This is a genomic window from Paracoccus laeviglucosivorans (genome assembly GCF_900182695.1).
Taxonomy (GTDB): domain Bacteria; phylum Pseudomonadota; class Alphaproteobacteria; order Rhodobacterales; family Rhodobacteraceae; genus Paracoccus; species Paracoccus laeviglucosivorans.
This window is the reverse complement of the sequence record NZ_FXTK01000004.1, coordinates 296,582-320,092: the sequence shown is the minus strand read 5'-3', so window position 1 is coordinate 320,092 and position 23,511 is coordinate 296,582. Positions and strand designations below refer to the sequence as shown.

Genomic DNA, 23,511 nt, shown 5'->3' with positions numbered 1-23,511 from the left:
GCCTTGCACTGGTCTGCGGGGCAGGGCATCTGGTGGCGCATGGTCCGTGCTGTTTCCGCCCGCATTCCCGCTCCGCTGCCCTATGCCGCGCAGGTCGCGATTTTTTCGCGTTTCCGCGAGGCAGAGCCGCATCCGGTGACCGAGCTGGAATACCGCAATGCCTTCACCCTGCTGGTGGCCGTCGCGCTTTCGGCGCAGGCGACTGACGTGGGCGTGAACAAGGCGACCAAGGCGCTGTTTGCCAAGGTCTCGACCCCGCAGCAGATGTTGGAGCTGGGGCTTGAGGCGCTGACCGACCATATCAAGACCATCGGCCTGTTCCGGCAAAAGGCCAAGAACGTCATCGCGCTGTCGCAGCGCCTTGTCGATGAATATGGCGGCGAGGTGCCGCAGTCGCGCGCCGCCCTGATGACCCTGCCGGGCGTCGGTCGCAAGACCGCCAATGTCGTCCTGAACAGCGTCTTCGATTTTCCGGCGCAGGCGGTCGATACCCATATCTTTCGCGTCGGCAACCGCACCCGCATCGCGCCGGGCCGCGATGTCGAAGCCGTCGAGCGCGCGATCGAGGACAATGTGCCCGTGACCTTCCAGCAGAACGCGCATCACTGGCTGATCCTGCACGGGCGTTATGTCTGCCAGGCCAAGCGGCCGCGCTGCAAGATCTGCCCCATAGAAGACCTTTGCCCCTTTGAGGAGAAGACCGAATGACCACCCCCTATGTGATCGGGATCGGCAATGCGATCATCGACGTCATCGCGCCGACCTCGGATGCCACCTTGTCGCGGCTGGGCATCGAAAAGGGGATCATGCAGCTGATCGAGCGCGACCGCTCGGAATATCTGATGGCGGCGCAATCGGCGGATACCGATGCGCAAAAGGCGCGGCTGGTGCCGGGCGGCTCAGTCGCGAATACGCTGGCGGGGCTGGGGATGATGGGGCTGAAGACCGCCTTCATCGGTCGCGTCGCCGCCGATGCGCTGGGGCTGTCCTATGCCGAGCAGACCGAGGCTGCGGGCACGGTTTTTGTCAATCCGCCGGTCGCGGGCGAGGTGCTGCCCACCTCACGTTCGATCATCTTCGTGACGCCGGATGGCGAGCGGTCGATGAACACCTATCTGGGGATCTCGGGCGATCTGGGGCCTGACGATGTGAACCCGGCGACCTTCAGCGGTGCGGATTGGCTGTTCCTTGAGGGTTATCTGTTCGACAAGGATCAGGGCAAGGCCGCGTTTCTGCGTGCCGCCGAGGCCTGCCATGCGGCGGGCGGGCAGGCGGGCATCGCGCTGTCGGACCCGTTCTGCGTCGATCGTCACCGCGAAGGCTTCCGGCGTCTGGTTGCGGGTCCGATGGATTACATGATCGGCAATTCGCATGAATGGACCTCGCTTTATCAGGTCGCGGATCTGGAGGAGGCGCTGCGCCTTGCCGCTGCCGATTGCGATACGGTGATCTGCACGCGTTCGGGCGAGGACGCGATCCTGATCCGCAAGGGCGAACGGGTGACGGCACCGGTGCATCGCGTGGTGCCGGTCGATGCGACGGGTGCGGGCGATCAGTTTGCGGCCGGGCTGATCTATGGTCTGGCGCGCGGGCTGCCGCTGGCGGTCGCCGGACGGATGGGCTGTATCGCAGCGGCCGAGGTAATCGGCCACGTGGGCCCGCGGCCCGAAAGCGATCTGGTTGCGGCCTTCCGTGCCGAGGGGCTGATCTGAGGCGCTGATTGCGCGGTCTTTGGGTATTTGAAGAACTGAGAAGGGCAGGGGTTTGCGCCCCTGCCCTTGTCGTTGTTGCGGTTTGTCAGGCGGCTTTCTTGCCAGCGCCGAAGCGGGCATAGAAGCTGTCGCCTTTCGCCGCCATGTCACGCAGCAGGTCGGGCGCGACGAAGCGGGGGCCGAATTTTTCTGTCAGGTCGTCGGCGATTTCCACGGCGCGGGGCGCGCCCAGCATATCGAGCCAGCCGAAGGGTCCGCCCGACCAAGGTGCAAAGCCCCAGCCGAGGATGGCGCCCACGTCGCCTTCGCGGATGTCTTCCAGAACACCGTCTTGCAGAGCGCGCACGGCTTCGAGGCTTTGGGCGAACATCAGGCGGTGCTGGATCTGGGTCAGTTCGGGCTGGTCGTCAGATACGGGCCAATCGGTGCCGAGACCGGGCCAGAAGCCTTGTCGTTTGCCCGCGTCGTCGTAATCGTAGAAGCCCGCCTTGGCCTTGCGGCCCAGACGTCCCTGATCTGCCATCTTGAAGATCACGTCATCCACCGCGCCGTCGGGATAGGCGTTGCCCATTGCCGCCTTGGTGGCCTTGGCGATCTTGACGCCCAGATCAATCGACGTCTCATCGACCAGTTGCAGCGGCCCGAGCGGCATGCCCATCATCTTGGCGGCGTTTTCTATCAGCGTAGGGCTGACCCCTTCGGCCACCATGCGGATGCCTTCGTTGATATACGGGATGATGCAGCGATTGGCGTAGAAGAAGCGTGCGTCATTCACCACGATGGGCGTCTTGCGGATCTGGCGCACGAAATCCAGCGCTTTGGCAACGGCGACCGGACCAGTCTGTTGGCCCTTGATGATTTCGACCAGCAGCATCTTGTCCACCGGGCTGAAGAAGTGAATGCCGATGAACTGTTCAGGACGCGCGCTGGCTTTGGCCAGATCGCTGATTGGCAGGGTCGAGGTGTTGGTGGCGAAAACCGCATCTGCGCCGATCACGGCTTCGGCCTTGGCGGTGACCTCGGCCTTGACCTTGGGGTCTTCGAACACGGCTTCCACGATCAGGTCGCAGCCTTGCAGGGCGGCATAATCGGTGGTGGCGGTGATGCGGGCAAGAACCTCGGTCTTTTTCTCCTCGGTGGATTTCTTGCGGCTGATGGCTTTGTCCAGCAGATCGGCGGAATGGGCCTTGCCGCGATCCGCCGAATCCTGCGCCGCGTCGATCAGCACCACCTGAATCCCGGCCATGGCGCTGACATAGGCGATGCCCGCACCCATCATGCCCGCGCCAAGGATGCCGACCTTGCGCACGGTCTGGTCGGGGGCGTCGGGGCGGTTCGCGCCTTTTTCCAACGCTTCCTTGTTGATGAACAGGCTGCGGATCATCGCCGTGCTGCTGGGGTTCATCAGCACGTTGGTGAACCAGCGCGCCTCGATCTTCAGTGCGGTGTCGAAGGGGACCATCGCGCCTTCATAGACCGCGCTTAGCAAAGCTTTGGCGGCGGGATAGACGCCCAGCGTCTTGCCATGCACCATCGCCGAGGCACCCACGAAGGTCATGAAGCCCGCCGGGTGATAGGGCTCGCCGCCGGGCATCTTGTAGCCCTTGGCGTCCCACGGCTTGACCAGATCGGCATCACCTGCCGCCAGCACCCATGCGCGGGCGGCGGCGACCGGATCGGCGGCCACTTCGTCGATCAACCCTGCCGATTTGGCGCGGGCCGGGTCGCTGAGCTTACCCTCCAGCAGGAAGGGGGCTGCGGCCATCGCGCCCAGTTTGCGCACCAGCCGCGTCGTGCCCCCGCCGCCGGGGAAGATGCCGACCATGATCTCGGGCAGGCCGATCTTGGCCTTGGGGTTGTCAGCGGCAAAGATGCGATGCGTGGCCAAGGGCAGCTCCAGCCCGATGCCAAGCGCCGTGCCGGGCAGAGCGGTCGCGATGGGCTTGCCGCCCTTTTTCGTCTTGGGGTCCATGCCCGCAAGCTCGATCTTGCGCAGCAGGTGATGCAGGCCCATGATCCCGTCAAAGACCGCCTGCGCGCCGCCCTGCTTCATGCCGGCGATGACGTTCAGATCCATGCCGCCGGCAAAATCCTTCTTGCCACTGGTCAGCACGATGCCCTTGACGGCATCATCGGCCAGCGCGTCGTCGATCAGCGCGTTCAGGTCCGCCGCGCCGTCCAGCGACAGCACGTTCATCGACTTGCCCGGCACATCCCAGGTGATGACGGCCACGCCGTCCGCGTCTTTCTGGATGGTGAAATCGGTCATGGTTTCCTCCCTCAGACGCGTTCGATGATGGTGGCCGCGCCCATGCCGGACGCGATGCACAGCGTGGCAAGGCCGACGGTCTTGTCCTGCCGTTCCAGTTCGTCCAGCAGCGTGCCGATGATGATGGCGCCGGTTGCGCCCAGCGGGTGGCCCATGGCAATGGCGCCGCCGTTGACGTTGACCAGCGCCGGATCGACCTGGAACGCCTGCATGAAGCGCAAAACGACGCTGGCGAATGCCTCGTTTACCTCGAACAGGTCGATGTCGCTGATGGACATGCCGCTGTCGCGCAGGATTTTCTCGGTTACCGGCACCGGGCCGGTCAGCATGATCGTGGGATCGGTGCCGATCTTGGCGGTGGCGCGGATGCGGGCGCGGGGTTTCAGGCCGTAAGCCTTGCCGAATTCCTCGTTGCCGATCAGCACGGCGGCGGCCCCGTCCACGATGCCCGAGCTGTTCCCGGCATGGTGGATATGTTCGATATGCGACAGATGCGGGTATTTCAGCATCGCCACCTTGTCGAAGCCGGGCATGGATTCGCCCATGTCCTTGAAACTGGCGCGCAACTTGGCCAGATCCTCGAACGAGGTGCCGGGGCGCATGTATTCGTCGCGGTCCAGAATGGTCAGGCCGTTCTGATCCAGAACCGGGACGATGGATTTGGCGAAACGGTTTTCCTGCCACGCAAGTGCCGCGCGGCGCTGGCTTTCGACGGCCAGCTTGTCGGCATCTTCGCGGGTAAAACCGTACTCCGTGGCGATGATGTCGGCCGAGATGCCCTGCGGCACGAAATATGTCCCAAAGGTCAGCGTCGGATCGACGGCAATCGCCGCGCCGTCGCTGCCCATGGCGACGCGGCCCATCATTTCGACCCCGCCCGCGATATAGGCCTGGCCCGCGCCGCCCTTGACCTGATTGGCCGCAAGGTTCACCGCCTCCATGCCCGAGGCGCAGAAGCGGTTGATGGCCAGGCCGGGGATCGACTCGTCCAGTTCGGATTCCAGCACGGCCGAGCGCGCAAGACAGCCGCCCTGTTCCTTGACCTGCGTGACATTGCCCCAGATCACATCTTCGACCGCATGACCTTCCAGCCCGTTGCGCGCCTTGACGGCGTTCAGCAGACGCGCCGACAGCGCGACCGAGGTGACCTCATGCAGGCTGCCATCGGGGCGGCCCTTGCCGCGCGGGGTGCGGGCGGCGTCATAGATATAGGCGTCGGTCATGCGTCCTCCTTGGCGGCCCGGTCCGCTGGATTGCCGGGCATCAGGTCATAGGGGTGTTTCCAGCCGGGCAGCGTGGCGATGCGCTGTAGCCATGCGGCGATATGGATGTGCTTTTCGGGCGTGAAGCCAAAAGGTTCAGGATAGAACAGGTATCCGCAGCAGGACAGGTCCGCGATGGTGGGCTTATCGCCAGCCAGCCAGCTGCGGTCTTGCAGCCGCTTGTCCAGCGTGGCCAGTGCTGCATCGACCCGGCCCTGCAGGAATGCGATCGCCTCGGTCGGGCGTTTGTCCTCGGGCAGGAAGTTGCGCAGAAAACGCAGCATCCCGAATTGCGCCGAGCCTTTGTGATTGTCCCAAAACAGCCAGCGCAGGATTTCGTTCGGATCGCCATCGCCAAATTGTCCGGTCCGTTCCACCAGATGCAGCAGGATGACCCCGGATTGGGTCAAGGTCGTGTCGCCGTCGATGAAGACCGGAGCCTCGCCCATTTCGTTCAATTGCGCACGGTATTCTGGGCTGCGGGTCGCGCCACCGAAGAAGTCGATGAAAATCGGTTCCCATTGCGTTCCGGTCAATTCCAGCATCAACGCGACCTTGTAGGAATGGCCGGATTCGCCGAAACAGTGAAGTTTTGCTGCCATTTGGTTCCCTGACTGGTTGCGGTGACGCCGAATTGAGCAGTTGCTGTGGGTATTTTTAGAACTAAGAAGTCGTTAGGGCTTTTTTAACCTTTTAAGTCTAAGGCTGAGGGAGCGGTACAGGGTGGGGACCCGATGACCGCGAACTGAGAAGTCGCCCCGGTCGCTTGGCCAATAACCTTTCCCGCCGGCACAGCGGGGCGATCGGGGCGCAACCTTGGGATTTCTCAGTTCTGCAAATACCCATGCGACCCCTCCACCCGGCGCTATCCCTCGATCTTTCAGAACTGCCCGGCATCCAGCGCCATCACCGGCTCGGCCCCCGAACGGATGCGTGCCAGATGCGCCCCGGTCATTGGCAACTGCCGTGCCATGTAATAGCGGCCCGTGGCGATTTTGGCTTCATAGAAACTGCGGTCGCCCGTGCCTTCGGCCAGCGCCTTGCCGGCGGCGGCTGCCATGCGGGTCCACATCAGCCCAAGCGCTACATGGCCGAACAAGTGCATGAAGTCATAGGACCCCGAGAGTGCCGCGTTCGGGTTTTTCATGCCCTGTTCCATGAAGAACATGGCGGCGGTTTGCAGATCCTTTGATGCGGTTTTCAGGGGGTCGCAGAAGGAGGTTTTCAGATCTTCGTCGGTGTCATGGGCTTTGATCTCGGCCTTGATCATCTCGAAAAAGGCCATGATCGGCTTGCCACCCTCAGCGGCCAGTTTGCGGCCCACCAGATCCAGCGCCTGAACCCCGTTCGCGCCTTCATAGATCATGGCGATGCGGGCGTCGCGGGTGAACTGGGACATGCCCTGTTCCTCGATATAGCCGTGGCCGCCAAAGACCTGCTGCGCCTGGACGGCCGTCTCGAAGCCCTTGTCGGTCAAGAAACCCTTGACCACGGGGGTGAGCAGCGAAACCAGCGCCTCGGCATCCGCATCCTGCGCCAGATGGCTGCGGTCGATCAGATGCGCGCACCATGTCGCCAAGGCCCGCGCGCCTTCGACGAAGCTTTTCTGGTCCATCAGGTTGCGGCGGATGTCCGGGTGCACGATCAGCGGATCGGCGGGGCCTGCCGGATTGGCATCGCCCGTCACTGCACGGCCTTGCAGGCGGTCGCGGGCATATGCGACGGCGTTCTGATAGGCGGCCTCGGCCACGGCGTATCCCTGCAGGCCAACGCCGATACGGGCTTCGTTCATCATGGTGAACATGGCGCGCATGCCCTTGTGCAGCTCGCCCAGCAGCCAGCCGCGTGCGCCGTCATAGTTCATCACGCAGGTGGCATTGCCGTGGATGCCCATCTTTTCTTCCAGATTGCCGACCGACACCGCATTGCGTTCGCCAAGGCTGCCGTCATCATTGACCAGAAACTTGGGCACGATGAAAAGCGAGATACCGCGCGTGCCTTCTCCGCCACCCGGCGCTTTGGCCAGCACCAGATGGATGACGTTATCGGCCATGTCGTGATCCCCGGCCGAGATGAAGATTTTTTGACCGGTGATCAGATAGCTGCCATCGTCCTGCGGCTCGGCCTTGGTGCGCAAAAGGCCAAGATCCGTGCCCGCATGGGGTTCGGTCAGGTTCATCGTGCCGGTCCATTCGCAGCTGACCATGCGTGGCAGATACGTGGCCTTTTGCGCATCGGTGCCATGGGCGTGAATCGCGGAATAGGCGCCGTGCGTCAGGCCCGGATACATTGCAAATGCCATGTTCGAGCCGGAAAACATCTCTCCTGCCGACAGGCCCATGACATAGGGCATGCCTTGGCCGCCATATTCGGGGTCGCAATCAAGTGCCGTCCAGCCGCCGTCCCGCATCTGGTCGAACGCGGCCTTGAAGCCGTCGGGCGTGCGCACCACGCCGTTTTCCAGACGGCAACCCTGCCGGTCGCCCACGCCATTCAGCGGGGCCAGCACCTCGGATGCCAGCTTGCCTGCGGCGTCCAGCACGGCTTCGGTGAATTCGCGGTCCAGATCGCCATAGCCCGGCAGGTCCAGCGTCGAGATGTCAAGCAGGTCATGCAGGACAAACTGAAGGTCGCGGACGGGGGCGGTATAGGTCGTCATGTTTCCTCCGAAGGAAGTCACGCCGGATCAGGCGCCGGATTGCAGGGTTTTCAGCATCGTTTCGCCCTCGGCGATCTGCTGGCGCAGGTCGGTGATGGCTGCCGCAAGCTCTTCTTGCTGGCGTTCCATATCGGCCAGCCGCTCGCGCGCGGTGGCGATGGTCGCGGTGGCCTGCGTCAGGTTACGCTCGGCCGGATCGTAAAGTTCCAGAAGCTGGCGGATCTGTTCCAGCGAAAAACCGAAGCGTTTGCCGCGCAGGATCAGCGTCAGCCGCGCCCGGTCCTTGCGGTCGTAAAGCCGGTGTTGGCCGCGGCGTTCGGGAAACAAAAGCTCGCGCGATTCATAAAAGCGCAGGGTGCGGGGCGTCACGTCATAGGTGTCGCACATCTCGCGGATGGTCATTAACCGATCGCTCATGGCCGTCCCTCCCCAAACTCCAGATGGTTGTCCGGAATATATGTGAAGTTGACGTGAACGTAAGGGGCGACGTGGCGTCAGCCTGTGGCGGCTGCGCCCTAATCCTTGTCGCGATCCGGCCCCATACCCGCCAGAATCCCCGAGGTTTCGTCGCGCAGCGCGCGCAACTCGGTGATGGCGGTTTCGATTTCTTCGTGCTGCCTGGTCAGCGTGTCCAGCTGCCGATCGGCCAGATCGACCCAGACACGATACTGTTCGCGCGTGCCCTTTTCTTCATAGATCAGCAGCCATTGCCGGATCTCCTCAAGAGAGAAGCCGAAGCGCCGACCACGCAGGATCAGCTTCATCCGCGCAATCTCGCGCGCGCCGTAAAAGCGCGAGCGGCCTTCCTTTTTGGGGTCGAGCAGTTCGATATACTCGTAATAGCGCAGCGTGCGCGGCGTCACGTCGAAGCGTGCGCACATTTCCTTGAAACTGATATATCCGCTGTCTGTCATCAATGGGACCTGGCAGGTTGGGCCGAGCCTAGCCCAGGCCTTGGGCAAACTCAACCATCGGAAATGATACGGACTTGTGACACAGTATCGACAGGTTTAAGCCATGGCCAAGCCCGAAAGCCAGCCGAAAGGGGTTGCGATGACCGCAGATCAGGACAGCGTCGAAACCCAGGACGAACAACGCCGCCGCATCGCGCGGCAGTTCATTCAGGCCATTCCCCATGCCCGCGCGCTGGGGATGCAACTGGACGAATTGGGGCCGGGCAATGCGGCGATTTCGATGCCCTGGAACGCCGATCTGGTCGGCGATCCGCATAGCGGCGTCATTCATGGCGGCGTGATCTCTGCACTTATGGATACCTGCTGCGGTGCTGCGGTCATGGCGCATCCCGACGGGGCCAAGGTCACGGCGACAATTGATCTGCGCATCGACTATATGCGCGCGGCGACGCCCCGGCAGGGGATACGCGCGCGGGCCGAGTGCTATCACGTCACACGCTCGGTCGCCTTCGTGCGGGCATGGGCGATGGATGACGACGAAACCCGCCCCGTGGCCGCCGCCACCGGGGCCTTTACCTTTGAGCGCTGAGCCATGGCCGACCGCAACGAACCCCTTGCCGCCATCAAATCGCGCCGCAACAACACGCTGAACGCACTTGTCGCGGGCGTGCCCTATATCCGGTTTCTGGGCATCACCTTTGACCGGCGCGGGGATGAGCTGACGGCGATCCTGCCTTTTGACGAAAAGCTGATCGGCAATCCGATGCTGCCCGCCATCCACGGCGGGGTCACGGCCGCCTTTCTGGAGGTGACGGCCATCGTCGAGCTGACATGGACCGCCATCTGGCAGGATATGGAGGAAGGGCGCATCGCCCCCGATGCCGCCGTTCCCGAAAGCCTGCCGCGGCTGCCCAAGACCATCGATTTTACCGTGGACTATCTGCGTTCTGGCCTGCCCCGCGACGCCTATGCCCGCGCCCGCGTGGTGCGGTCAGGCCGCCGCTATGCCAGCGTGCAGGTTGAAGCATGGCAGGACAACCGATCGCGCTTGTTCGCGCAGGCGACGGGGCATTTCGTGATGCCCGAGCAGGGGTGATAGGGCAGGGGTTAATTCGATGGGTGGGCGGCTTTGAGCCCGTTGCGGAAGTTCCAAAGCGCCGTATCTGCTCCCTAGACATACCGCGTCACTGCCTCATGGAGATGAAGTGGCAATGAGCGTTCGTACCATGTGGAGCTTGCAGAGTGACTGGCATCGGTCTCTGCTTATAAGCGGGCCTGATGCCAGTGAAGAAATCGAACTGCAGACAGATACCGGCTGGTGGCGAGGGTCAAACCTTTATGTTCACAAATCCGGGGTTTATGTCCTTCACGAGGGACAGGGAGGCTGCACATACTTTACGATCAGCCCGCCTGCATTCGTTGCTGGGAACGGTATCTCCTGCGAGAAGAGCGGCGGGCCGCTTCAGCTAGAACCTGCTGTAGCGCAGGTCACAGGAGCAGAGGCGAGCAAATCGCAGTTTTACGCTGATCTGTTCTACATCGGTCGCTTCGAAGAGACATCCCAAGGCGGGCGCAGGATCCGCTTCATCGACGTTGCTGAGCAGCGGGAGATCGAGTTGCCTGACACGATGTGATGGAGGGCGAACGGCCGCTTCGTCCGCTAAGCCGCCCCTCATAAGCCCAACCCCAAACAAAAAAAGCCCCGCAGTGATTGCGGGGCGTTTCAGGCGCTTTGCGGGTGGATCAGCTTTCGTTCAGGATCTGCTCGCGGGCGGTCAGGCGCAGTTCGGCCATCTTGGTGCGGATCGTGACCTCATCGGCCTTGTCGGAAAGATCGGCCGACAGCTTGCGGAACACGTCTTCGTCGCCCGGCTCGTCGAAATCCGAGGTCACGACCGTCAGCGCATAGGCGCGTGCGTCGTCGCCGGTCTTGCCCAGAATCGCGGCGGCCCATTCGCCCAGCAGTCGGTTGCGCCGGGCCTCGGCCTTGAAGTTCAGCTCGGCATCATGCGCGAATTTGGATTCGTATGCGCGTTCGCGGTCGTCAAAAGTGGTCATGGCGGCCTCCGGCTTCCGTGTCGGGATGACACCGTTTCAGATATGCCGACGCCCGCATCCCATCGCAAGCCTGTATTGCCCCTGACCCCGTTTCTGGCCTATAGGCCAATAAAAGAACGGTTACCTTGCGGACGGGAGACGCGCAGCATGGCACCAAGGCGCAAGAAAATCTACGAAGGCAAGGCGAAGATCCTTTACGAAGGCACCGAGCCGGGCACCCTGATCCAGTATTTCAAGGATGATGCCACCGCCTTCAACGCGCAGAAGAAGGCGACGATCGAAGGCAAGGGGGTTCTGAACAACCGCCTGTCCGAATTCTTCATGACCGGCCTGACGAATATCGGCGTGCCGAACCACTTCATCCGTCGCATCAACATGCGCGAACAGCTGGTCCGCCAGGTCGAGATCATTCCGCTGGAAGTGATCGTGCGCAACTTCGCCGCCGGCTCGATCGCCAAGCGTCTGGGCATGGAGGAGGGAACGCCTCTGCCGCGCCCGATCGTGGAATACAGCTTCAAGAACGACGAGCTGGGCGACCCCTTCGTTTCCGAAGAATACATCATCGCCTTCGGCTGGGCGTCGCAGCAGGATCTGGACGACATCGTGTCCTTGGCGCTGCGCGTGAACGACTTCCTGTCGGGCGTGTTCTTTGGCGCGGGCATCAAGCTGATCGATTTCAAGATCGAGATCGGGCGCATCTGGGACGGTGATTTCATGCGCCTTGTCGTGGCCGATGAAATCAGCCCTGACAGCTGCCGCCTTTGGGACGTGAAGACCGGCCAGAAGCTGGACAAGGACGTGTTCCGCCGCGACCTTGGCAGCCTGACCGATGCCTATACCGAAGTGGCGCGCCGGCTGGGCCTTATGCCTGCCAACACCACCTCGCTGACCAAGCCGACCCTGATCAACTGAAGGACTGCCGACCATGAAAGCCCGTGTCACCATCATGCTGAAAGACGGCGTCCTTGACCCGCAGGGCGAGGCGATCCGCCACGCGCTTGGGGGGCTTGGCTTTCAAAGCGTCTCGGGCGTGCGTCAGGGCAAGGTGATCGAACTCGATCTGGCCGCAGGCGATGCCGAGGCGGCCCGTGCCGAAGTCGCGCGCATGTGCGAAGGTCTGCTGGCCAATACCGTCATCGAGAAATACGCGGTCGAGATCGTCTGATCTTTGCAGGCAAGGGGGCGTGACCCCCGGCCGGTCGGCCCCTGGATGGGGCCGGTCGGACGCGCCCCGCAAGGGCGCGGCCATGACGGGCGCCGGGGAGGGGCGCGCGCATGATCGACAAGCTATCCATGTTCATGGTTCTGGCGCGCGAAGAGCATTTCGGTCGCGCCGCCGAGGCGCTTGGCGTCACCCAGCCCACATTGTCATCCGCCATCAAGGCGCTTGAGGATCAGCTTGGCGTGCAACTGGTCCGGCGCGGCTCCCGTTATCAGGGCCTGACACCCGAGGGTGAGCGGGTCTTGGGCTGGGCGCGCCGCATCGTGGGCGATGCCCGCGCCATGCAGGCGGAAATGCAGGCGCGGCGCAAAGGCGTGTCCGGCTTGCTGCGACTAGGCGTGATCCCGACCGCCATGCCGCGCATCGCCGAACTGACCGGCCCGTTCCTGCGCCGCCATCCAAATGCCGGGGTCTCGATCCTGTCGCGTTCCTCGGACGAGATCCGCGAACAGATCGAGGCGATGGAGCTGGACGCGGGCGTCACCTATCTGGACAGCGAGCCGCTGGGCCGTGTGCAAAGCCTGCCGCTTTACCGCGAAACCTATTGCCTTGTGTCGCGCGACCCGGAAACCGGCCCCGTCGGCTGGGCAGATGCTGCGGCGCGGCCTTTGTGCCTTCTGACGCCCGATATGCAAAACCGCCGCATTGTCACGCGCCACTTGCTGGACGCAGGTGCGGATGCCATGCCGCGCGTGGAATCTACGTCGATGCTGGCGATTTTGGCGCATGTGGCGACCGGCGACTGGGCTGCCATCCTGCCCCATAGCATCGCGCGCGGATTGCCTTTGCCGGACGGCGTAAGCGCCCGCGATCTTAGCGGCGAAGGTCATATGGTCGGTCTTGTCGTCGCCCGCCGAGAACCGCACCCGCCATTGGTCGATGCCCTGCTGAAGACCGTCGAAGCGATAGATATCGTCAATCAATAGACGGGACTTCGCGATTGTTCTGGCTATGATGCGGGCCTAGCCTAGTCCAACTAACCCTAGCCTGGACTGTCCCTAGCCATGAGTTTACCTGCAAGCCCCGTCGAGCTGACCGAGCGCATTGCCGAAATCATCGCCGCGCATAAGGATCGTGAAGGTCCGATGTTGCCCATTTTGCATGATATTCAGGAAGAATGGGGGTTCGTGCCCGAAGCCGCGCAGCCCATCATCGCCGAGGCGCTTGGCCTGACGCGGGCCGAGGTGCATGGGGTTGTAAGCTTCTATCACGATTTCCGTGACCATCCCTCTGGGCGTCACGTGCTGCGGCTTTGCCGGGCCGAAGCGTGCCAGTCGATGGGTGCGGATGCGCTGGCCGCGCAGGTGCAGGCCGCGTTGGGTCTGGATTGGCACGAAACGACGCCGGACGGACGCCTGACGCTTGAGCCGGTGTTTTGCCTTGGCCTTTGTGCCTGTGCGCCCTCGGCGCAGATGGGCGATCGGCTGATGGGCCGCGCGACGCTGGCCAAGGTGCAGCGGCTGGTTGCGGGGGCAGGCGCATGAGGGTCTGGGTTCCGCTTGATGCCGCCGCCCGTGCGTTGGGGGCTGATGAGGTCGCCGAGGCGCTCGCGCCGGATTTCGCCGTCACCCGAAATGGCACGCGCGGCATGATCTGGCTTGAGCCGTTGGTCGAGGTCGAGCGCGACGGCATTCGTTACGGCTATGGCCCGGTCGAGCCCGAGGATGCCGCATCCGTCGCGCAGGCGATCCGTGATGGCAGCGATCATCCGCTGGCCTTGGGGCCGGTCGAGGAACTGCCGTGGATGCGCCAGCAGACCCGGCTGACCTTTGCCCGTGTCGGCGTGACCGACCCCCTGTCGGTCAGCGAATACGAAGCGCATGGCGGCTTGCAGGGTCTGCAACGCGCCATCGAAATCGGACCCGAGGCGATCGTGACCGAGGTGACCGATTCCGGTCTGCGCGGTCGCGGCGGTGCGGGTTTCCCGACCGGCATCAAGTGGAAGACCGTGGCCGGGGCGAAAGCGCCGCGCAAATACATCGTGTGCAATGCCGACGAGGGCGACAGCGGCAGCTTTGCCGACCGGATGCTGATGGAAGGCGACCCGCTGACCCTGATCGAGGGCATGGCGATTGCCGGCATCGCCGTCGGTGCGGTGCAGGGATACCTGTATATCCGTAGCGAATACCCCGACGCGATCCGCATCTTCGAAGCTGCCATCGGAAAGGCGCGGCAGGCGGGCATCCTTGGGCAATCTGTCCTCGGGTCGCAATATGCCTATGACATGGAGGTGCGCGTCGGCGCGGGCGCCTATGTCTGCGGCGAGGAGACCAGCCTGCTGAACAGCCTTGAGGGCAAGCGCGGCACAGTCCGCGCCAAGCCGCCGATCCCGGCGCTGGAAGGCTTCCTTGGCCGTCCGACCGTGGTGAACAACGTGATCTCGCTGGCCTCGGTGCCGTGGATCATGGCACATGGCGGGGCGGAATATGCCAAGCTGGGCATCGGGCGGTCGAAGGGCACGATCCCGATCCAGATTGCCGGGAACGTGAAATATGGCGGTCTGTTCGAGGCGGCCTTTGGCATGACACTGGGCCAGATCATCAATGACATCGGAGGCGGCACGGCCTCGGGTCGTCCAGTGCGCGCGGCGCAGGTCGGTGGGCCGCTGGGGGCTTATGTCCCGGTGTCGAATTTCGATGCGCCCTTTGGGTATGAGGAACTGGGGGCCAAGGACGCGCTGCTGGGCCATGCCGGAATCAGCGTCTTTGACGACACGGCCGACATGCTGAGCCTCGCGCGTTTCGCGATGGAGTTCTGCGCCGTCGAAAGCTGCGGCAAATGCACGCCCTGCCGCATCGGTTCGATCCGCGGGGTGGAAACCATCGACCGCATCGCATCGGGTGACGAAGACGGCATCCCGATCCTGAAAGACCTGTGCAACACCATGAAATGGGGCTCGCTTTGCGCGCTGGGGGGCTTTGCGCCCTTCCCGGTCATGTCCGCATTGACCCATTTCCCCGAAGATTTCAGCGGGCGGGGCCAACCCCGCAAGGAGGCCGCAGAATGAAGGACTTCATCATTCCCAGCCGCGACATGGGCACCCCGGCGGTCAAATCCGATGTGATTGTCAATCTGACCGTGGACGGTATTCCGGTCAGCGTGCCGTCGGGCACCAGCGTCATGCGGGCGGCGGCTGTGGCCGGGATCTCGGTCCCGAAGCTGTGCGCCACCGATCACGTTTCGGCCTTTGGATCCTGCCGCCTGTGCGTGGTGCAGATCGACGGGATGCGCGGCACGCCCGCGTCCTGCACGACGCCCGTGGGCGAAGGCATGGTCGTGCGAACCCAGACCGATGAGGTCGCGCAGATCCGCAAGGGCGTGATGGAGCTTTATATCTCCGACCACCCGCTGGACTGCCTGACCTGCGCCGCCAATGGTGATTGCGAATTGCAGGACATGGCGGGGGCCGTGGGCCTGCGCGAGGTCCGCTATGAGCCCGGCCAGAACCATTTCGCCAAGCGTTCCGCCGAAGGGCCGAACCCGGAATACCGGCCCAAGGATCAGTCGAACCCTTATTTCACCTTCGATCCCGCGAAATGCATCGTCTGTTCGCGCTGCGTCCGCGCCTGCGAGGAAGTGCAGGGCACTTTCGCGCTGACCATCGAGGGCCGGGGCTTTGACAGCCGCGTCTCGGCGGGGATGGAAAGCGACAGCTTCCTGTCCTCGGATTGCGTGTCCTGCGGCGCCTGCGTGCAGGTCTGCCCGACCGCGACGCTGATCGAAAACAAAGTGATCGAAATCGGCACGCCCGAGCATATCGTGAAAACCACCTGCGCCTATTGCGGCGTCGGCTGTTCATTTGACGTGCATATGCGTGGCGAGGAAGTGGTCCGCATGGTGCCGTCGATGGATGGCAAGGCGAACCGTGGCCATAGCTGCGTCAAGGGCCGCTTTGCCTGGGGCTATGCTACGCACCAAGACCGCAAGCTGGAGCCGATGATCCGCGAAAAGATCACCGATCCGTGGCGGGTGGTGTCGTGGGACGAGGCGTTGGGCTTTGCCGCCGACCGGCTTCGCAAGTCGCAGGCCGATCATGGGCGCGATTCCATCGGGGTGATTACCTCGTCGCGCTGCACCAATGAAGAAACCTATCTGGTGCAGAAGCTGGCCCGCGCGGTCTTTGGCAACAACAACACCGACACCTGCGCCCGCGTCTGCCATTCGCCGACCGGCTATGGTCTGAAGACCGCGTTCGGCACCTCGGCAGGCACGCATGACTTCGACTCGGTCGAGGACACCGATCTGGCGCTGGTCATCGGCGCGAACCCGACGGACGGGCATCCGGTCTTCGGAAGCCGCCTGCGCAAGCGGTTGCGGCAGGGGGCGGGGCTGATCGTCATCGACCCGCGCGAGATCGACCTGCTGTCCACGCCGCATATGGGCGACAGCATGCACCTGCCGCTGCGTCCGGGAACGAACGTCGCCGTGGTGACCTCGCTGGCGCATGTGATCGTGGCCGAGAAGCTGTATGACGAGGCGTTCATCCGCGAGAAATGCGATTGGGATGAATTCCTCGCCTATGCCGATTTCGCTTTGGATCCCAAGCATTCGCCCGAGGAAGTCGAGAAGCTGTCCAAGGTTCCGGCAGACCTGATCCGCAAGGCCGCCCGCGCCTATGCGAGCGCCCCCCGTGGCAGCATCTATTACGGGCTGGGCGTGACCGAACATTCGCAAGGGTCCACGACCGTCATGGCGATCGCCAACCTTGCCATGATGTGCGGCAATATCGGCGTGCCGGGCACGGGTGTGAACCCGCTGCGCGGTCAGAACAACGTGCAGGGTTCCTGCGATATGGGCAGCTTCCCGCATGAATATCCGGGCTATCGCCATGTCAGCGACGATGCCACGCGCGAACTTTACCAGCGCGTCTGGGGGGTCGAGCTGTCGCCCGAACCCGGCCTGCGCATCCCCAATATGTTCGACGAGGCGCTGGCCGGTCGTTTCCGCGGGCTTTACTGCCAAGGCGAGGACATTGTCCAATCCGACCCCGACACCCGCCACGTCACCGGCGCGCTGTCGGCAATGGACATCGTCATCGTCCATGACCTGTTCCTGAACGAGACCTCGAACTACGCGCATGTCTTCCTGCCGGGGTCGTCCTTCCTTGAGAAAGACGGGACGTTCACCAATGCGGAACGCCGCATCAATCTGGTGAACCGCGCCATGACGCCGAAGAACGGCTATGAGGATTGGGAAGTCACGCAGCTGCTGGCGAACCGTTTGGGCGCGAACTGGACCTATGAACATCCGCGCGAGATCATGGCCGAGATTGCCCTGACCACGCCCAGCTTTGCCAATGTGACCTATGACCTGCTGGAACGCGAAGGCTCGGTCCAGTGGCCGTGTAATGAGGCCGCGCCGCTGGGCACGCCCCTGATGCATATCGATGGCTTCGTGCGCGGCAAGGGCAAGTTCATCCATACCGAATACGTCGCGACCGAGGAACGCACCGGCGCACGCTTCCCGCTGCTGCTGACGACGGGGCGTATCCTGTCGCAATATAACGTGGGCGCGCAGACCCGGCGCACCGACAACACGGCGTGGCACCCCGAGGATATTCTGGAAATTCACCCCTCGGACGCGGAGAACCGTGGCGTGCGGGATGGGGATTGGGTGCGCGTGGCATCGCGTTCCGGCGATACCAGCCTGCGGGCGCTGATCACCGATCGCGTCGCGCCGGGGGTGGTCTATACGACCTTCCATCACCCGACGACTCAGGCCAATGTGGTGACGACGGATAATTCCGACTGGGCCACCAACTGCCCCGAATTCAAGGTGACGGCCGTGCAGGTCAGCCCCTCGAACGGCCCGTCGGAATGGCAAGAGGAGTATCAGAGCCATTCGGACCAGTCGCGCCGCATCCTGCCCACCGCAGCCGAATAAGATGCGGGACGGCCATGACGGCGCGCTGCGCTGGGACGGCGCGTGGCACGATGCCGCGCTGCCCCCCGAGCCAGAGGAATGTCCGGTCGCTATCGTCATCGACGGCATGTCTCAGGCCGTGCTGATGGCGACCCCGCATGATCTGCGCGACTTCGCTCTGGGTTTTGCCCTGACCGAGGGGCTGATCGCCAACCCCGCCGATGTGCTGGAATTCGAGCAGGCCGAGGTGGCCGCGGACGGTTTCCCGGCGCACGAGGCGCGGTTGTGGTTGCGCCCCGGTCTGGCGGCGGGTCTGGCCGAACGGCGGCGCAGCATGGTCGGGCCTGTGGGTTGCGGGCTGTGCGGCGTGGACAGTATCGCGCAGGCATTGCCCGCCATCGTTCCCGTCACCTCAGACTGGGCCATGCCGCCTGAAGACGTGAGCCGCGCGATGCAGGCCTTGGCCGCTGGTCAAGTTCTGCGCCGTGATACTCCGGCGATCCACGGCGCGGCGTTCTGGAACGGCCATACCGCTGTGGTGCGCGAGGATGTGGGCCGCCACAATGCGCTGGACAAGCTGGCAGGTGCGCTTGCGGATCGCGGCATCGACGCGGGGCAGGGTGCCATCGTCATGTCATCGCGTCTGTCGGTCGATCTGGTGCAGAAAGCGGCGCGGATCGGTGCGCCGGTCCTGATCGGCGCCAGCGCGCCGACCGGCTTGGCGCTGGACTGGGCCGCGCGCGCGGGCATCACCGTCATTGCGCGCGCACGCGGCGACCGCTTCGATCTTCATACCCATCCAAGACGCATCAGGACGCCTGAATGAGCAATCCGAACGACAAGCTGATCCGCATGGCCACGCAGATGGCCGATTTCTTTCGCAGCCAGCCCGACCGCCCCGCCCCCGAGGCGGTGGCCGACCATATCAACCACAACTGGGCACCCCGGATGCGGCAGGATTTCGTGGCGCTGATCAATTCGGGGGCCGAGGCCGATCCGATCGTGCGCGATGCCGCAGCCTTTGTGCGGCTGGTGCAGCAGGGCTGCGACGCCCCGACCTGACGGATATTGCGACCGGGCGTCGGGATCGAGGCGTGTATGGCGGGATGACATGCGATCCCGATCGAACGCAGATTGCCGGTGCGATACGATGCGCCCCGGTTTTGACCCGCGCCCGCTTCGTGGACGCCGCAGTCTTTGCTTCGGTTCGAACGCCGCTGCCGCGGCTTGTGCAAAGCGCAGGTTTAAAGCGTGTATTTGGGCATAACCCGAGGCAAGGAATTCAGCTGACCTGACGGCATTTCGGCAGGAATTTTCAGGACCAGCGCGCTTGCCGCTTATGCGATCCTTGGCTGCTTCTGAACGTTACTGCCAGCTTGGTTCCGGTGGCGGCAGCCGTAAGCACAGGTCGCACCCCGCAGCCATTCGGTTTCTTCCGTTCTCGTGCAGCAAAGCGGGCAAAGGCTGTTGGCGTTCCTGTCGTCCGCTTTGCTGTGCAATCCTAGAACCGTCCGCTGGGGATTTCCTTGGGCGAGAAGGTGTCGGCCATGGCGCGGCCCCATCTGCGGCGCCACACATCCAGTTCTTCCGATGGTTGGTCGCTGAACAGGAACCCCTCGGGCATATAGGGATAGGCTTCGTTGCCATCCTGAAAAGTCCCGTCATTGTGGCGGAACATGAAGTGATAGGGCAGAAACTCTGCCGGAGAGTTCAGGCCCGCTGCCCCTGCGATCTCGGCCAGCGCATGCAGCGTGTTGCGGTGGAAACGCGCCACCCGTTCGGCCTTGTCGCCCACATCCAGCGCGCGCTGACGCAGCTTGTCCTGCGTCGCGATGCCGACGGGGCAGGCGTTGGTGTGGCAGGACTGGGACTGGATACAGCCGATGGCGAACATGAAGCCGCGCGCCGAATTGCACCAGTCAGCCCCCAGCGCCAACGCGCGGGCGATGTCGAAAGCGGTCACGATCTTGCCCGCCGCACAGATCTTGATGCGGTCGCGCAGACCCGCGCCGCGCAGGGTGTTGTGGACGAAATGCAGCCCCTCGCGCATGGGCATCCCCACGCGGCTTGCAAATTCCATCGGGGCCGAGCCGGTGCCGCCTTCTTTACCGTCCACGACGATGAAATCGGGGGTGATCCCGGTTTGCAGCATCGCCTTGACGATGCACATGAATTCGCGACGATGCCCGATACACAGCTTGAAGCCCACGGGCTTGCCGTCCGACAATTCGCGCAGCTGCCTGATGAACTCCATCATCTCGATCGGGGTCGAGAACGCGCTATGCGACGGCGGAGAGATGCAATCGACGCCCATGGGCACGCCGCGCGCCTCGGCAATCTCGGGGCTGATCTTGGCGGCGGGCAACATGCCGCCATGACCGGGTTTGGCCCCTTGGCTCAGCTTCAGCTCGATCATCTTGATCTGCGGATCGGCAGCCTGTGCACGGAATTTTTCCGGGTCGAAGCGTCCATGGTCGTCGCGGCAGCCGAAATAGCCCGAGGCGACCTGATAGATCAGATCGCCGCCATGCTGACGGTGATGCCTGCTGATCCCGCCTTCGCCGGTATCATGCGCAAACCCGCCAAGGCTGGCCCCACGGTTCAGCGCCTGAATGGCATTCGCCGACAGCGCCCCGAAGCTCATGGCCGAGATGTTGTAAAGCGATGCCGAATAGGGCTGGCGACAATCCGGCCCGCCGATCAGCAAGCGGAAATCCGTATCGGTGATCGTCTTGGGCGCGACCGAATGCGTCACCCAAGCATAGCCCGCCTCATACACCTTTTCCGTCGTGCCGAAGGGGCGCTTATCTTCCTGCCCCTTAGCGCGCTGATAGACCAGACTGCGCGTCTCGCGGGAAAAGGGCAGCTCGTCCGTGTCGCTTTCGATCAGATATTGCCGCATCTCGGGGCGGATGTCTTCGAACATGAAACGCATGTGCCCGATGATGGGGTAATTGCGCAGGATCGAGTGGTTGCGCTGAAAAAGATCGCGGATACCCAAGGCGACCAGCGCCAACGACAGCAGCAGAAACAGCCCACTGAAACGCCAGCCTGCGGCCAGCACGATGGCAAAGAACAAGGATGACAGGACGCAAAGCCCCAGCACGGTAAAGCGGGTCAGGTTATGCAGCCGGGGCAATCTTTCCTCCTGCCTGGGGCGGGATCTCCTGTGACGAGGTAACGTGCAACATATACGACGATTCGGTGAATTTTCCGTTTAGCATCTCCCGCATTTTTGCATCTGCCGCGCGGCAATGCGGCGTGATAGCGTGGCCCCATGGCACAGCTTCCTTCCCGACAACAGATTCTCGACTGGGTTTCGGCCCATCCCGACGCCACCGCCAAGCGCGACATCGCCAAGGCCTTCGGCATCAAGGGGGCAGAGCGGATTGAGCTGAAGCGCCTTTTGAAAGAGCTTGAGGCGGAAGGGCTGCTGGAACGCCGCCGCAGGCATTACCACGATGCCGAAAAACTGCCGCCCGTGACCGTGGTGCAGCTTTTGCCGCCAGACAAGGACGGCGATATCTTCGCGCGTCCCATGGAATGGCAGGGCGACGGTCCGATGCCGCGCATCCTGTATGCGGCGCTGAAATCCGATCCGGCGCTGGCCCCCGGTGAACGCATTCTGGCCCGGCTGATCCCCACAGGCGGCGAGGATCACGCCTATCAGGCCCGTCTGATCCGCCGCATCGGCACGGTCACGCATCGCGTCGTGGGTATCTATCGCGCGGGTGCGAACCCCGATGCAGGTGGCCGGATCATGCCCATCGACAAGGGCAGCGACAAGGAATGGCAGGTCCGCGCGGGCGACGCCCACGGTGCGCAGAACGGCGAGCTGGTCGAGGCGGAACAGGTCGGCCCGCGCGGTCGTATCGGCCTGCCGCTGGCACGGGTGACGGAACGGCTGGGCGATCCCTCGGCCCCGCGCGCGGTCAGCCTGATCGCCATTCACCAGCACGGCATCCCCGACGATTTCCCCGATGAGGTCATCGCCGAAGCCGATGCCGCCAAGCCCGCAACCATGAAGGGGCGCGAGGATCTGCGCCAATTGCCGCTGGTCACCATCGACCCGTCGGACGCGCGCGACCACGACGACGCTGTGGCCGCCGAAATCCGCGACGATGGCGGCGCCGATATCTGGGTCGCCATTGCCGATGTGGCGCATTACGTTCGCCCCAACACCGCTTTGGACCGCGAGGCGCGCAAACGCGGCAATTCCAGCTATTTCCCCGACCGCGTGGTGCCGATGCTGCCCGATGTGCTGTCGGGCGATTTGTGCTCGCTGCACGAAGGCGTAGACCGCCCGGTCATCGCGGTGCGGATGCGGCTGGACGCGGACGGCAACAAGACCAGCCATACCTTTCATCGCGGCATGATGCGCAGCCCGGCCAGCCTTTCCTATGAACAGGCGCAGGCTGCGGCGGATGGCAACCCTGACGACCAGACCGCGCCTTTGATCGACGCTGTGATCAGGCCGCTATGGCACGCATACGCGCTGCTGAAATCCGCCCGCGCGCGTCGTCAGCCGCTGGAACTGGACCTGCCGGAACGCAAGATCATCCTGACCCCGGACGGGCGGGTGAAATCGGTGAATTTCCGCGAACGCTTCGATGCGCATAAGCTGATCGAGGAATTCATGGTGCTGGCAAACGTCGCCGCCGCCGAGGAGCTGGAAAAGCTGCGCCGCCCGCTGCTGTATCGCGTCCATGAAGAACCAAGCACCGAGAAACTGGATGCGCTGCGCGAGGTGGCCGAGGCGTCGGGCTTTACCCTTGCCAAAGGGCAGGTCTTGCAGACCCGTCACCTGAACCGGCTGCTGGAACAGGCCGCGGGTTCTGATTTCGACGAACTGATCAACATGACGGCGCTGCGGTCGATGCAGCAGGCCTATTACCACCCCGAAAACTACGGCCATTTCGGTCTGGCATTGCGGTCCTATGCGCATTTCACCTCACCCATCCGGCGCTATTCCGACCTGATCGTGCATCGCGCACTGATCCTTGGGCATAAATGGGGCAATGACGGGCTGTCAGACTGGGATATCGAAAACCTGTCCGAAACCGCGAAACAGATAAGCGATACCGAACGCCGATCCATGGCCGCCGAACGCGACACGACCGACCGTTATCTGGCGGCCTATCTGGCTGACCGGGTGGGCGCGGAATTCAGCGGCAGAGTCTCGGGCGTGCAGAAATTCGGCGCGTTCATCCGGCTGGATGAAACTGGCGCCGACGGGTTGCTGCCGATCCGCGAAATCGGGCGCGAATATTTCCATTACGACCCCGAGGCGCAGGTGCTGATGGGTTCCGAGACCGGGCTGGAAATCGGCATCGGCCAGCGCGTCACCGTGCGCCTGTCCGAAGCCGTGCCGTTGACCGGCGGGCTGATGCTGGAATTGCTGGAGGTCGAGGGTCGGGCGATGCCATCCGCTGGCACGCGCGGACGCGGCAAGGGCCCGATGCGCAAACGCGCCACGCAGGCCCGGCTGGCCGAGGTGAAGCGCGCGGCGAAAAGGCGGCGCAAGCGGGTTTAATGGGGCGTGTGCGCCGGTTT

The 23,511-nt window shown here is 63.5% G+C and carries 22 protein-coding genes; 14 read left to right on the top strand and 8 right to left on the bottom strand.

From position 1 onward, the window contains the following. The first annotated feature begins 39 nt into the window (after positions 1-39). Positions 40-708: an endonuclease III gene (nth, locus tag FN835_RS07160; protein WP_142662519.1), complete on the top strand. Its 669-nt coding sequence runs from the start codon at positions 40-42 to the stop codon at positions 706-708. Continuing rightward, positions 705-1,712 (top strand): adenosine kinase, encoded by a 1,008-nt coding sequence (locus FN835_RS07155; RefSeq protein ID WP_142662518.1) that lies wholly within the window; start codon positions 705-707, stop codon positions 1,710-1,712. The genes nth and FN835_RS07155 overlap by 4 nt, the downstream gene beginning before the upstream one ends. Positions 1,713-1,797: 85 nt before the next feature. On the opposite strand, the gene FN835_RS07150 is transcribed toward FN835_RS07155, so the two are convergent. The 6 genes from FN835_RS07150 to FN835_RS07125 form a co-directional block, all read right to left on the bottom strand. Continuing rightward, on the bottom strand, positions 1,798-3,981 hold the full coding sequence (locus FN835_RS07150; RefSeq protein ID WP_142662517.1) for a 3-hydroxyacyl-CoA dehydrogenase NAD-binding domain-containing protein: 2,184 nt from the start codon (positions 3,979-3,981) through the stop codon (positions 1,798-1,800). 11 nt (positions 3,982-3,992) lie between these two features. Further along, the gene (locus FN835_RS07145) at positions 3,993-5,204 is read right to left on the bottom strand and encodes an acetyl-CoA C-acetyltransferase (RefSeq protein WP_142662516.1); all 1,212 of its coding nucleotides are present in this window, start codon (positions 5,202-5,204) and stop codon (positions 3,993-3,995) included. Continuing rightward, positions 5,201-5,845 carry a glutathione S-transferase family protein gene (locus FN835_RS07140; protein ID WP_142662515.1) on the bottom strand — a complete coding sequence of 215 codons (645 nt, stop codon included), beginning with the start codon at positions 5,843-5,845 and terminating at the stop codon, positions 5,201-5,203. Before FN835_RS07140 ends, FN835_RS07145 begins: the two co-directional genes overlap by 4 nt. A gap of 278 nt (positions 5,846-6,123) precedes the next feature. After that, positions 6,124-7,902: an acyl-CoA dehydrogenase C-terminal domain-containing protein gene (locus FN835_RS07135; protein WP_142662514.1), complete on the bottom strand. Its 1,779-nt coding sequence runs from the start codon at positions 7,900-7,902 to the stop codon at positions 6,124-6,126. 27 nt (positions 7,903-7,929) lie between these two features. Continuing rightward, entirely contained in the window at positions 7,930-8,319 is a 390-nt protein-coding gene (locus FN835_RS07130) for a MerR family transcriptional regulator (protein WP_142662513.1), read from the bottom strand. 98 nt (positions 8,320-8,417) lie between these two features. Next, positions 8,418-8,816, bottom strand: coding sequence for a MerR family transcriptional regulator (locus FN835_RS07125; protein ID WP_142662512.1), 399 nt, complete (start codon positions 8,814-8,816; stop codon positions 8,418-8,420). Between the two features lie 139 nt (positions 8,817-8,955). Here FN835_RS07125 and FN835_RS07120 point away from each other — a divergent pair, with 139 nt between their 5' ends. From FN835_RS07120 to FN835_RS07110, 3 genes are all read left to right on the top strand, one after another. Next, the gene (locus FN835_RS07120; RefSeq protein WP_142662560.1) at positions 8,956-9,405 is read left to right on the top strand and encodes a PaaI family thioesterase; all 450 of its coding nucleotides are present in this window, start codon (positions 8,956-8,958) and stop codon (positions 9,403-9,405) included. 3 nt (positions 9,406-9,408) lie between these two features. Further along, positions 9,409-9,912 (top strand): PaaI family thioesterase, encoded by a 504-nt coding sequence (locus FN835_RS07115; protein WP_142662511.1) that lies wholly within the window; start codon positions 9,409-9,411, stop codon positions 9,910-9,912. A gap of 115 nt (positions 9,913-10,027) precedes the next feature. Then, positions 10,028-10,450 carry a hypothetical protein gene (locus FN835_RS07110; protein ID WP_142662510.1) on the top strand — a complete coding sequence of 141 codons (423 nt, stop codon included), beginning with the start codon at positions 10,028-10,030 and terminating at the stop codon, positions 10,448-10,450. A gap of 109 nt (positions 10,451-10,559) precedes the next feature. On the opposite strand, the gene FN835_RS07105 is transcribed toward FN835_RS07110, so the two are convergent. Next, positions 10,560-10,874, bottom strand: coding sequence for a DUF1476 domain-containing protein (locus tag FN835_RS07105; RefSeq protein WP_142662509.1), 315 nt, complete (start codon positions 10,872-10,874; stop codon positions 10,560-10,562). 147 nt (positions 10,875-11,021) lie between these two features. On the opposite strand from FN835_RS07105, the gene purC reads away from it, so the two are divergent. The 8 genes from purC to FN835_RS07065 all read left to right on the top strand — a co-directional run bounded on the left by purC (position 11,022) and on the right by FN835_RS07065 (position 19,020). Further along, positions 11,022-11,786, top strand: a complete 765-nt coding sequence (gene purC, locus FN835_RS07100; RefSeq protein ID WP_142662508.1) for a phosphoribosylaminoimidazolesuccinocarboxamide synthase — start codon at positions 11,022-11,024, stop codon at positions 11,784-11,786. 13 nt (positions 11,787-11,799) lie between these two features. Next, on the top strand, positions 11,800-12,039 hold the full coding sequence (gene purS / locus FN835_RS07095) for a phosphoribosylformylglycinamidine synthase subunit PurS (protein WP_142662507.1): 240 nt from the start codon (positions 11,800-11,802) through the stop codon (positions 12,037-12,039). 110 nt (positions 12,040-12,149) lie between these two features. Continuing rightward, positions 12,150-13,022 carry a LysR family transcriptional regulator gene (locus tag FN835_RS07090; protein ID WP_142662506.1) on the top strand — a complete coding sequence of 291 codons (873 nt, stop codon included), beginning with the start codon at positions 12,150-12,152 and terminating at the stop codon, positions 13,020-13,022. 78 nt (positions 13,023-13,100) lie between these two features. Next, complete coding sequence (locus FN835_RS07085; protein ID WP_142662505.1) at positions 13,101-13,580, top strand: formate dehydrogenase subunit gamma; 480 nt, start codon at positions 13,101-13,103, stop codon at positions 13,578-13,580. Then, positions 13,577-15,103 (top strand): formate dehydrogenase beta subunit, encoded by a 1,527-nt coding sequence (locus tag FN835_RS07080; protein WP_142662504.1) that lies wholly within the window; start codon positions 13,577-13,579, stop codon positions 15,101-15,103. Before FN835_RS07085 ends, FN835_RS07080 begins: the two co-directional genes overlap by 4 nt. Further along, a complete protein-coding gene (gene fdhF, locus FN835_RS07075) occupies positions 15,100-17,979 on the top strand; it encodes a formate dehydrogenase subunit alpha (protein WP_142662503.1) in 2,880 nt (959 codons plus the stop codon). The genes FN835_RS07080 and fdhF overlap by 4 nt, the downstream gene beginning before the upstream one ends. 1 nt (position 17,980) lies before the next feature. Continuing rightward, a complete protein-coding gene (gene fdhD, locus FN835_RS07070) occupies positions 17,981-18,784 on the top strand; it encodes a formate dehydrogenase accessory sulfurtransferase FdhD (RefSeq protein ID WP_142662502.1) in 804 nt (267 codons plus the stop codon). Continuing rightward, positions 18,781-19,020, top strand: coding sequence for a formate dehydrogenase subunit delta (locus FN835_RS07065; RefSeq protein ID WP_142662501.1), 240 nt, complete (start codon positions 18,781-18,783; stop codon positions 19,018-19,020). Before fdhD ends, FN835_RS07065 begins: the two co-directional genes overlap by 4 nt. Positions 19,021-19,459: 439 nt before the next feature. Here FN835_RS07065 and FN835_RS07060 read toward each other — a convergent pair whose 3' ends face one another. Then, complete coding sequence (locus tag FN835_RS07060; protein ID WP_142662500.1) at positions 19,460-21,097, bottom strand: FMN-binding glutamate synthase family protein; 1,638 nt, start codon at positions 21,095-21,097, stop codon at positions 19,460-19,462. Between the two features lie 138 nt (positions 21,098-21,235). Here FN835_RS07060 and rnr point away from each other — a divergent pair, with 138 nt between their 5' ends. Beyond that, positions 21,236-23,491, top strand: coding sequence for a ribonuclease R (gene rnr / locus FN835_RS07055; RefSeq protein WP_142662499.1), 2,256 nt, complete (start codon positions 21,236-21,238; stop codon positions 23,489-23,491). Positions 23,492-23,511 lie beyond the last annotated feature (20 nt).

Coding starts and splice junctions, on each gene's coding strand:
- FN835_RS07130 (WP_142662513.1), bottom strand. CDS start 8,319: ATGAGCGATCGGTTAATGACCATCCGCGAGATGTGCGACACCTATGAC.
- FN835_RS07105 (WP_142662509.1), bottom strand. CDS start 10,874: ATGACCACTTTTGACGACCGCGAACGCGCATACGAATCCAAATTCGCG.
- rnr (WP_142662499.1), top strand. CDS start 21,236: ATGGCACAGCTTCCTTCCCGACAACAGATTCTCGACTGGGTTTCGGCC.
- FN835_RS07115 (WP_142662511.1), top strand. CDS start 9,409: ATGGCCGACCGCAACGAACCCCTTGCCGCCATCAAATCGCGCCGCAAC.
- FN835_RS07080 (WP_142662504.1), top strand. CDS start 13,577: ATGAGGGTCTGGGTTCCGCTTGATGCCGCCGCCCGTGCGTTGGGGGCT.
- fdhD (WP_142662502.1), top strand. CDS start 17,981: ATGCGGGACGGCCATGACGGCGCGCTGCGCTGGGACGGCGCGTGGCAC.
- FN835_RS07120 (WP_142662560.1), top strand. CDS start 8,956: ATGACCGCAGATCAGGACAGCGTCGAAACCCAGGACGAACAACGCCGC.
- FN835_RS07140 (WP_142662515.1), bottom strand. CDS start 5,845: ATGGCAGCAAAACTTCACTGTTTCGGCGAATCCGGCCATTCCTACAAG.
- FN835_RS07155 (WP_142662518.1), top strand. CDS start 705: ATGACCACCCCCTATGTGATCGGGATCGGCAATGCGATCATCGACGTC.
- purS (WP_142662507.1), top strand. CDS start 11,800: ATGAAAGCCCGTGTCACCATCATGCTGAAAGACGGCGTCCTTGACCCG.
- FN835_RS07085 (WP_142662505.1), top strand. CDS start 13,101: ATGAGTTTACCTGCAAGCCCCGTCGAGCTGACCGAGCGCATTGCCGAA.
- FN835_RS07125 (WP_142662512.1), bottom strand. CDS start 8,816: ATGACAGACAGCGGATATATCAGTTTCAAGGAAATGTGCGCACGCTTC.
- purC (WP_142662508.1), top strand. CDS start 11,022: ATGGCACCAAGGCGCAAGAAAATCTACGAAGGCAAGGCGAAGATCCTT.
- FN835_RS07145 (WP_142662516.1), bottom strand. CDS start 5,204: ATGACCGACGCCTATATCTATGACGCCGCCCGCACCCCGCGCGGCAAG.
- FN835_RS07110 (WP_142662510.1), top strand. CDS start 10,028: ATGAGCGTTCGTACCATGTGGAGCTTGCAGAGTGACTGGCATCGGTCT.
- FN835_RS07090 (WP_142662506.1), top strand. CDS start 12,150: ATGATCGACAAGCTATCCATGTTCATGGTTCTGGCGCGCGAAGAGCAT.
- FN835_RS07065 (WP_142662501.1), top strand. CDS start 18,781: ATGAGCAATCCGAACGACAAGCTGATCCGCATGGCCACGCAGATGGCC.
- FN835_RS07150 (WP_142662517.1), bottom strand. CDS start 3,981: ATGACCGATTTCACCATCCAGAAAGACGCGGACGGCGTGGCCGTCATC.
- nth (WP_142662519.1), top strand. CDS start 40: ATGGTCCGTGCTGTTTCCGCCCGCATTCCCGCTCCGCTGCCCTATGCC.
- fdhF (WP_142662503.1), top strand. CDS start 15,100: ATGAAGGACTTCATCATTCCCAGCCGCGACATGGGCACCCCGGCGGTC.
- FN835_RS07135 (WP_142662514.1), bottom strand. CDS start 7,902: ATGACGACCTATACCGCCCCCGTCCGCGACCTTCAGTTTGTCCTGCAT.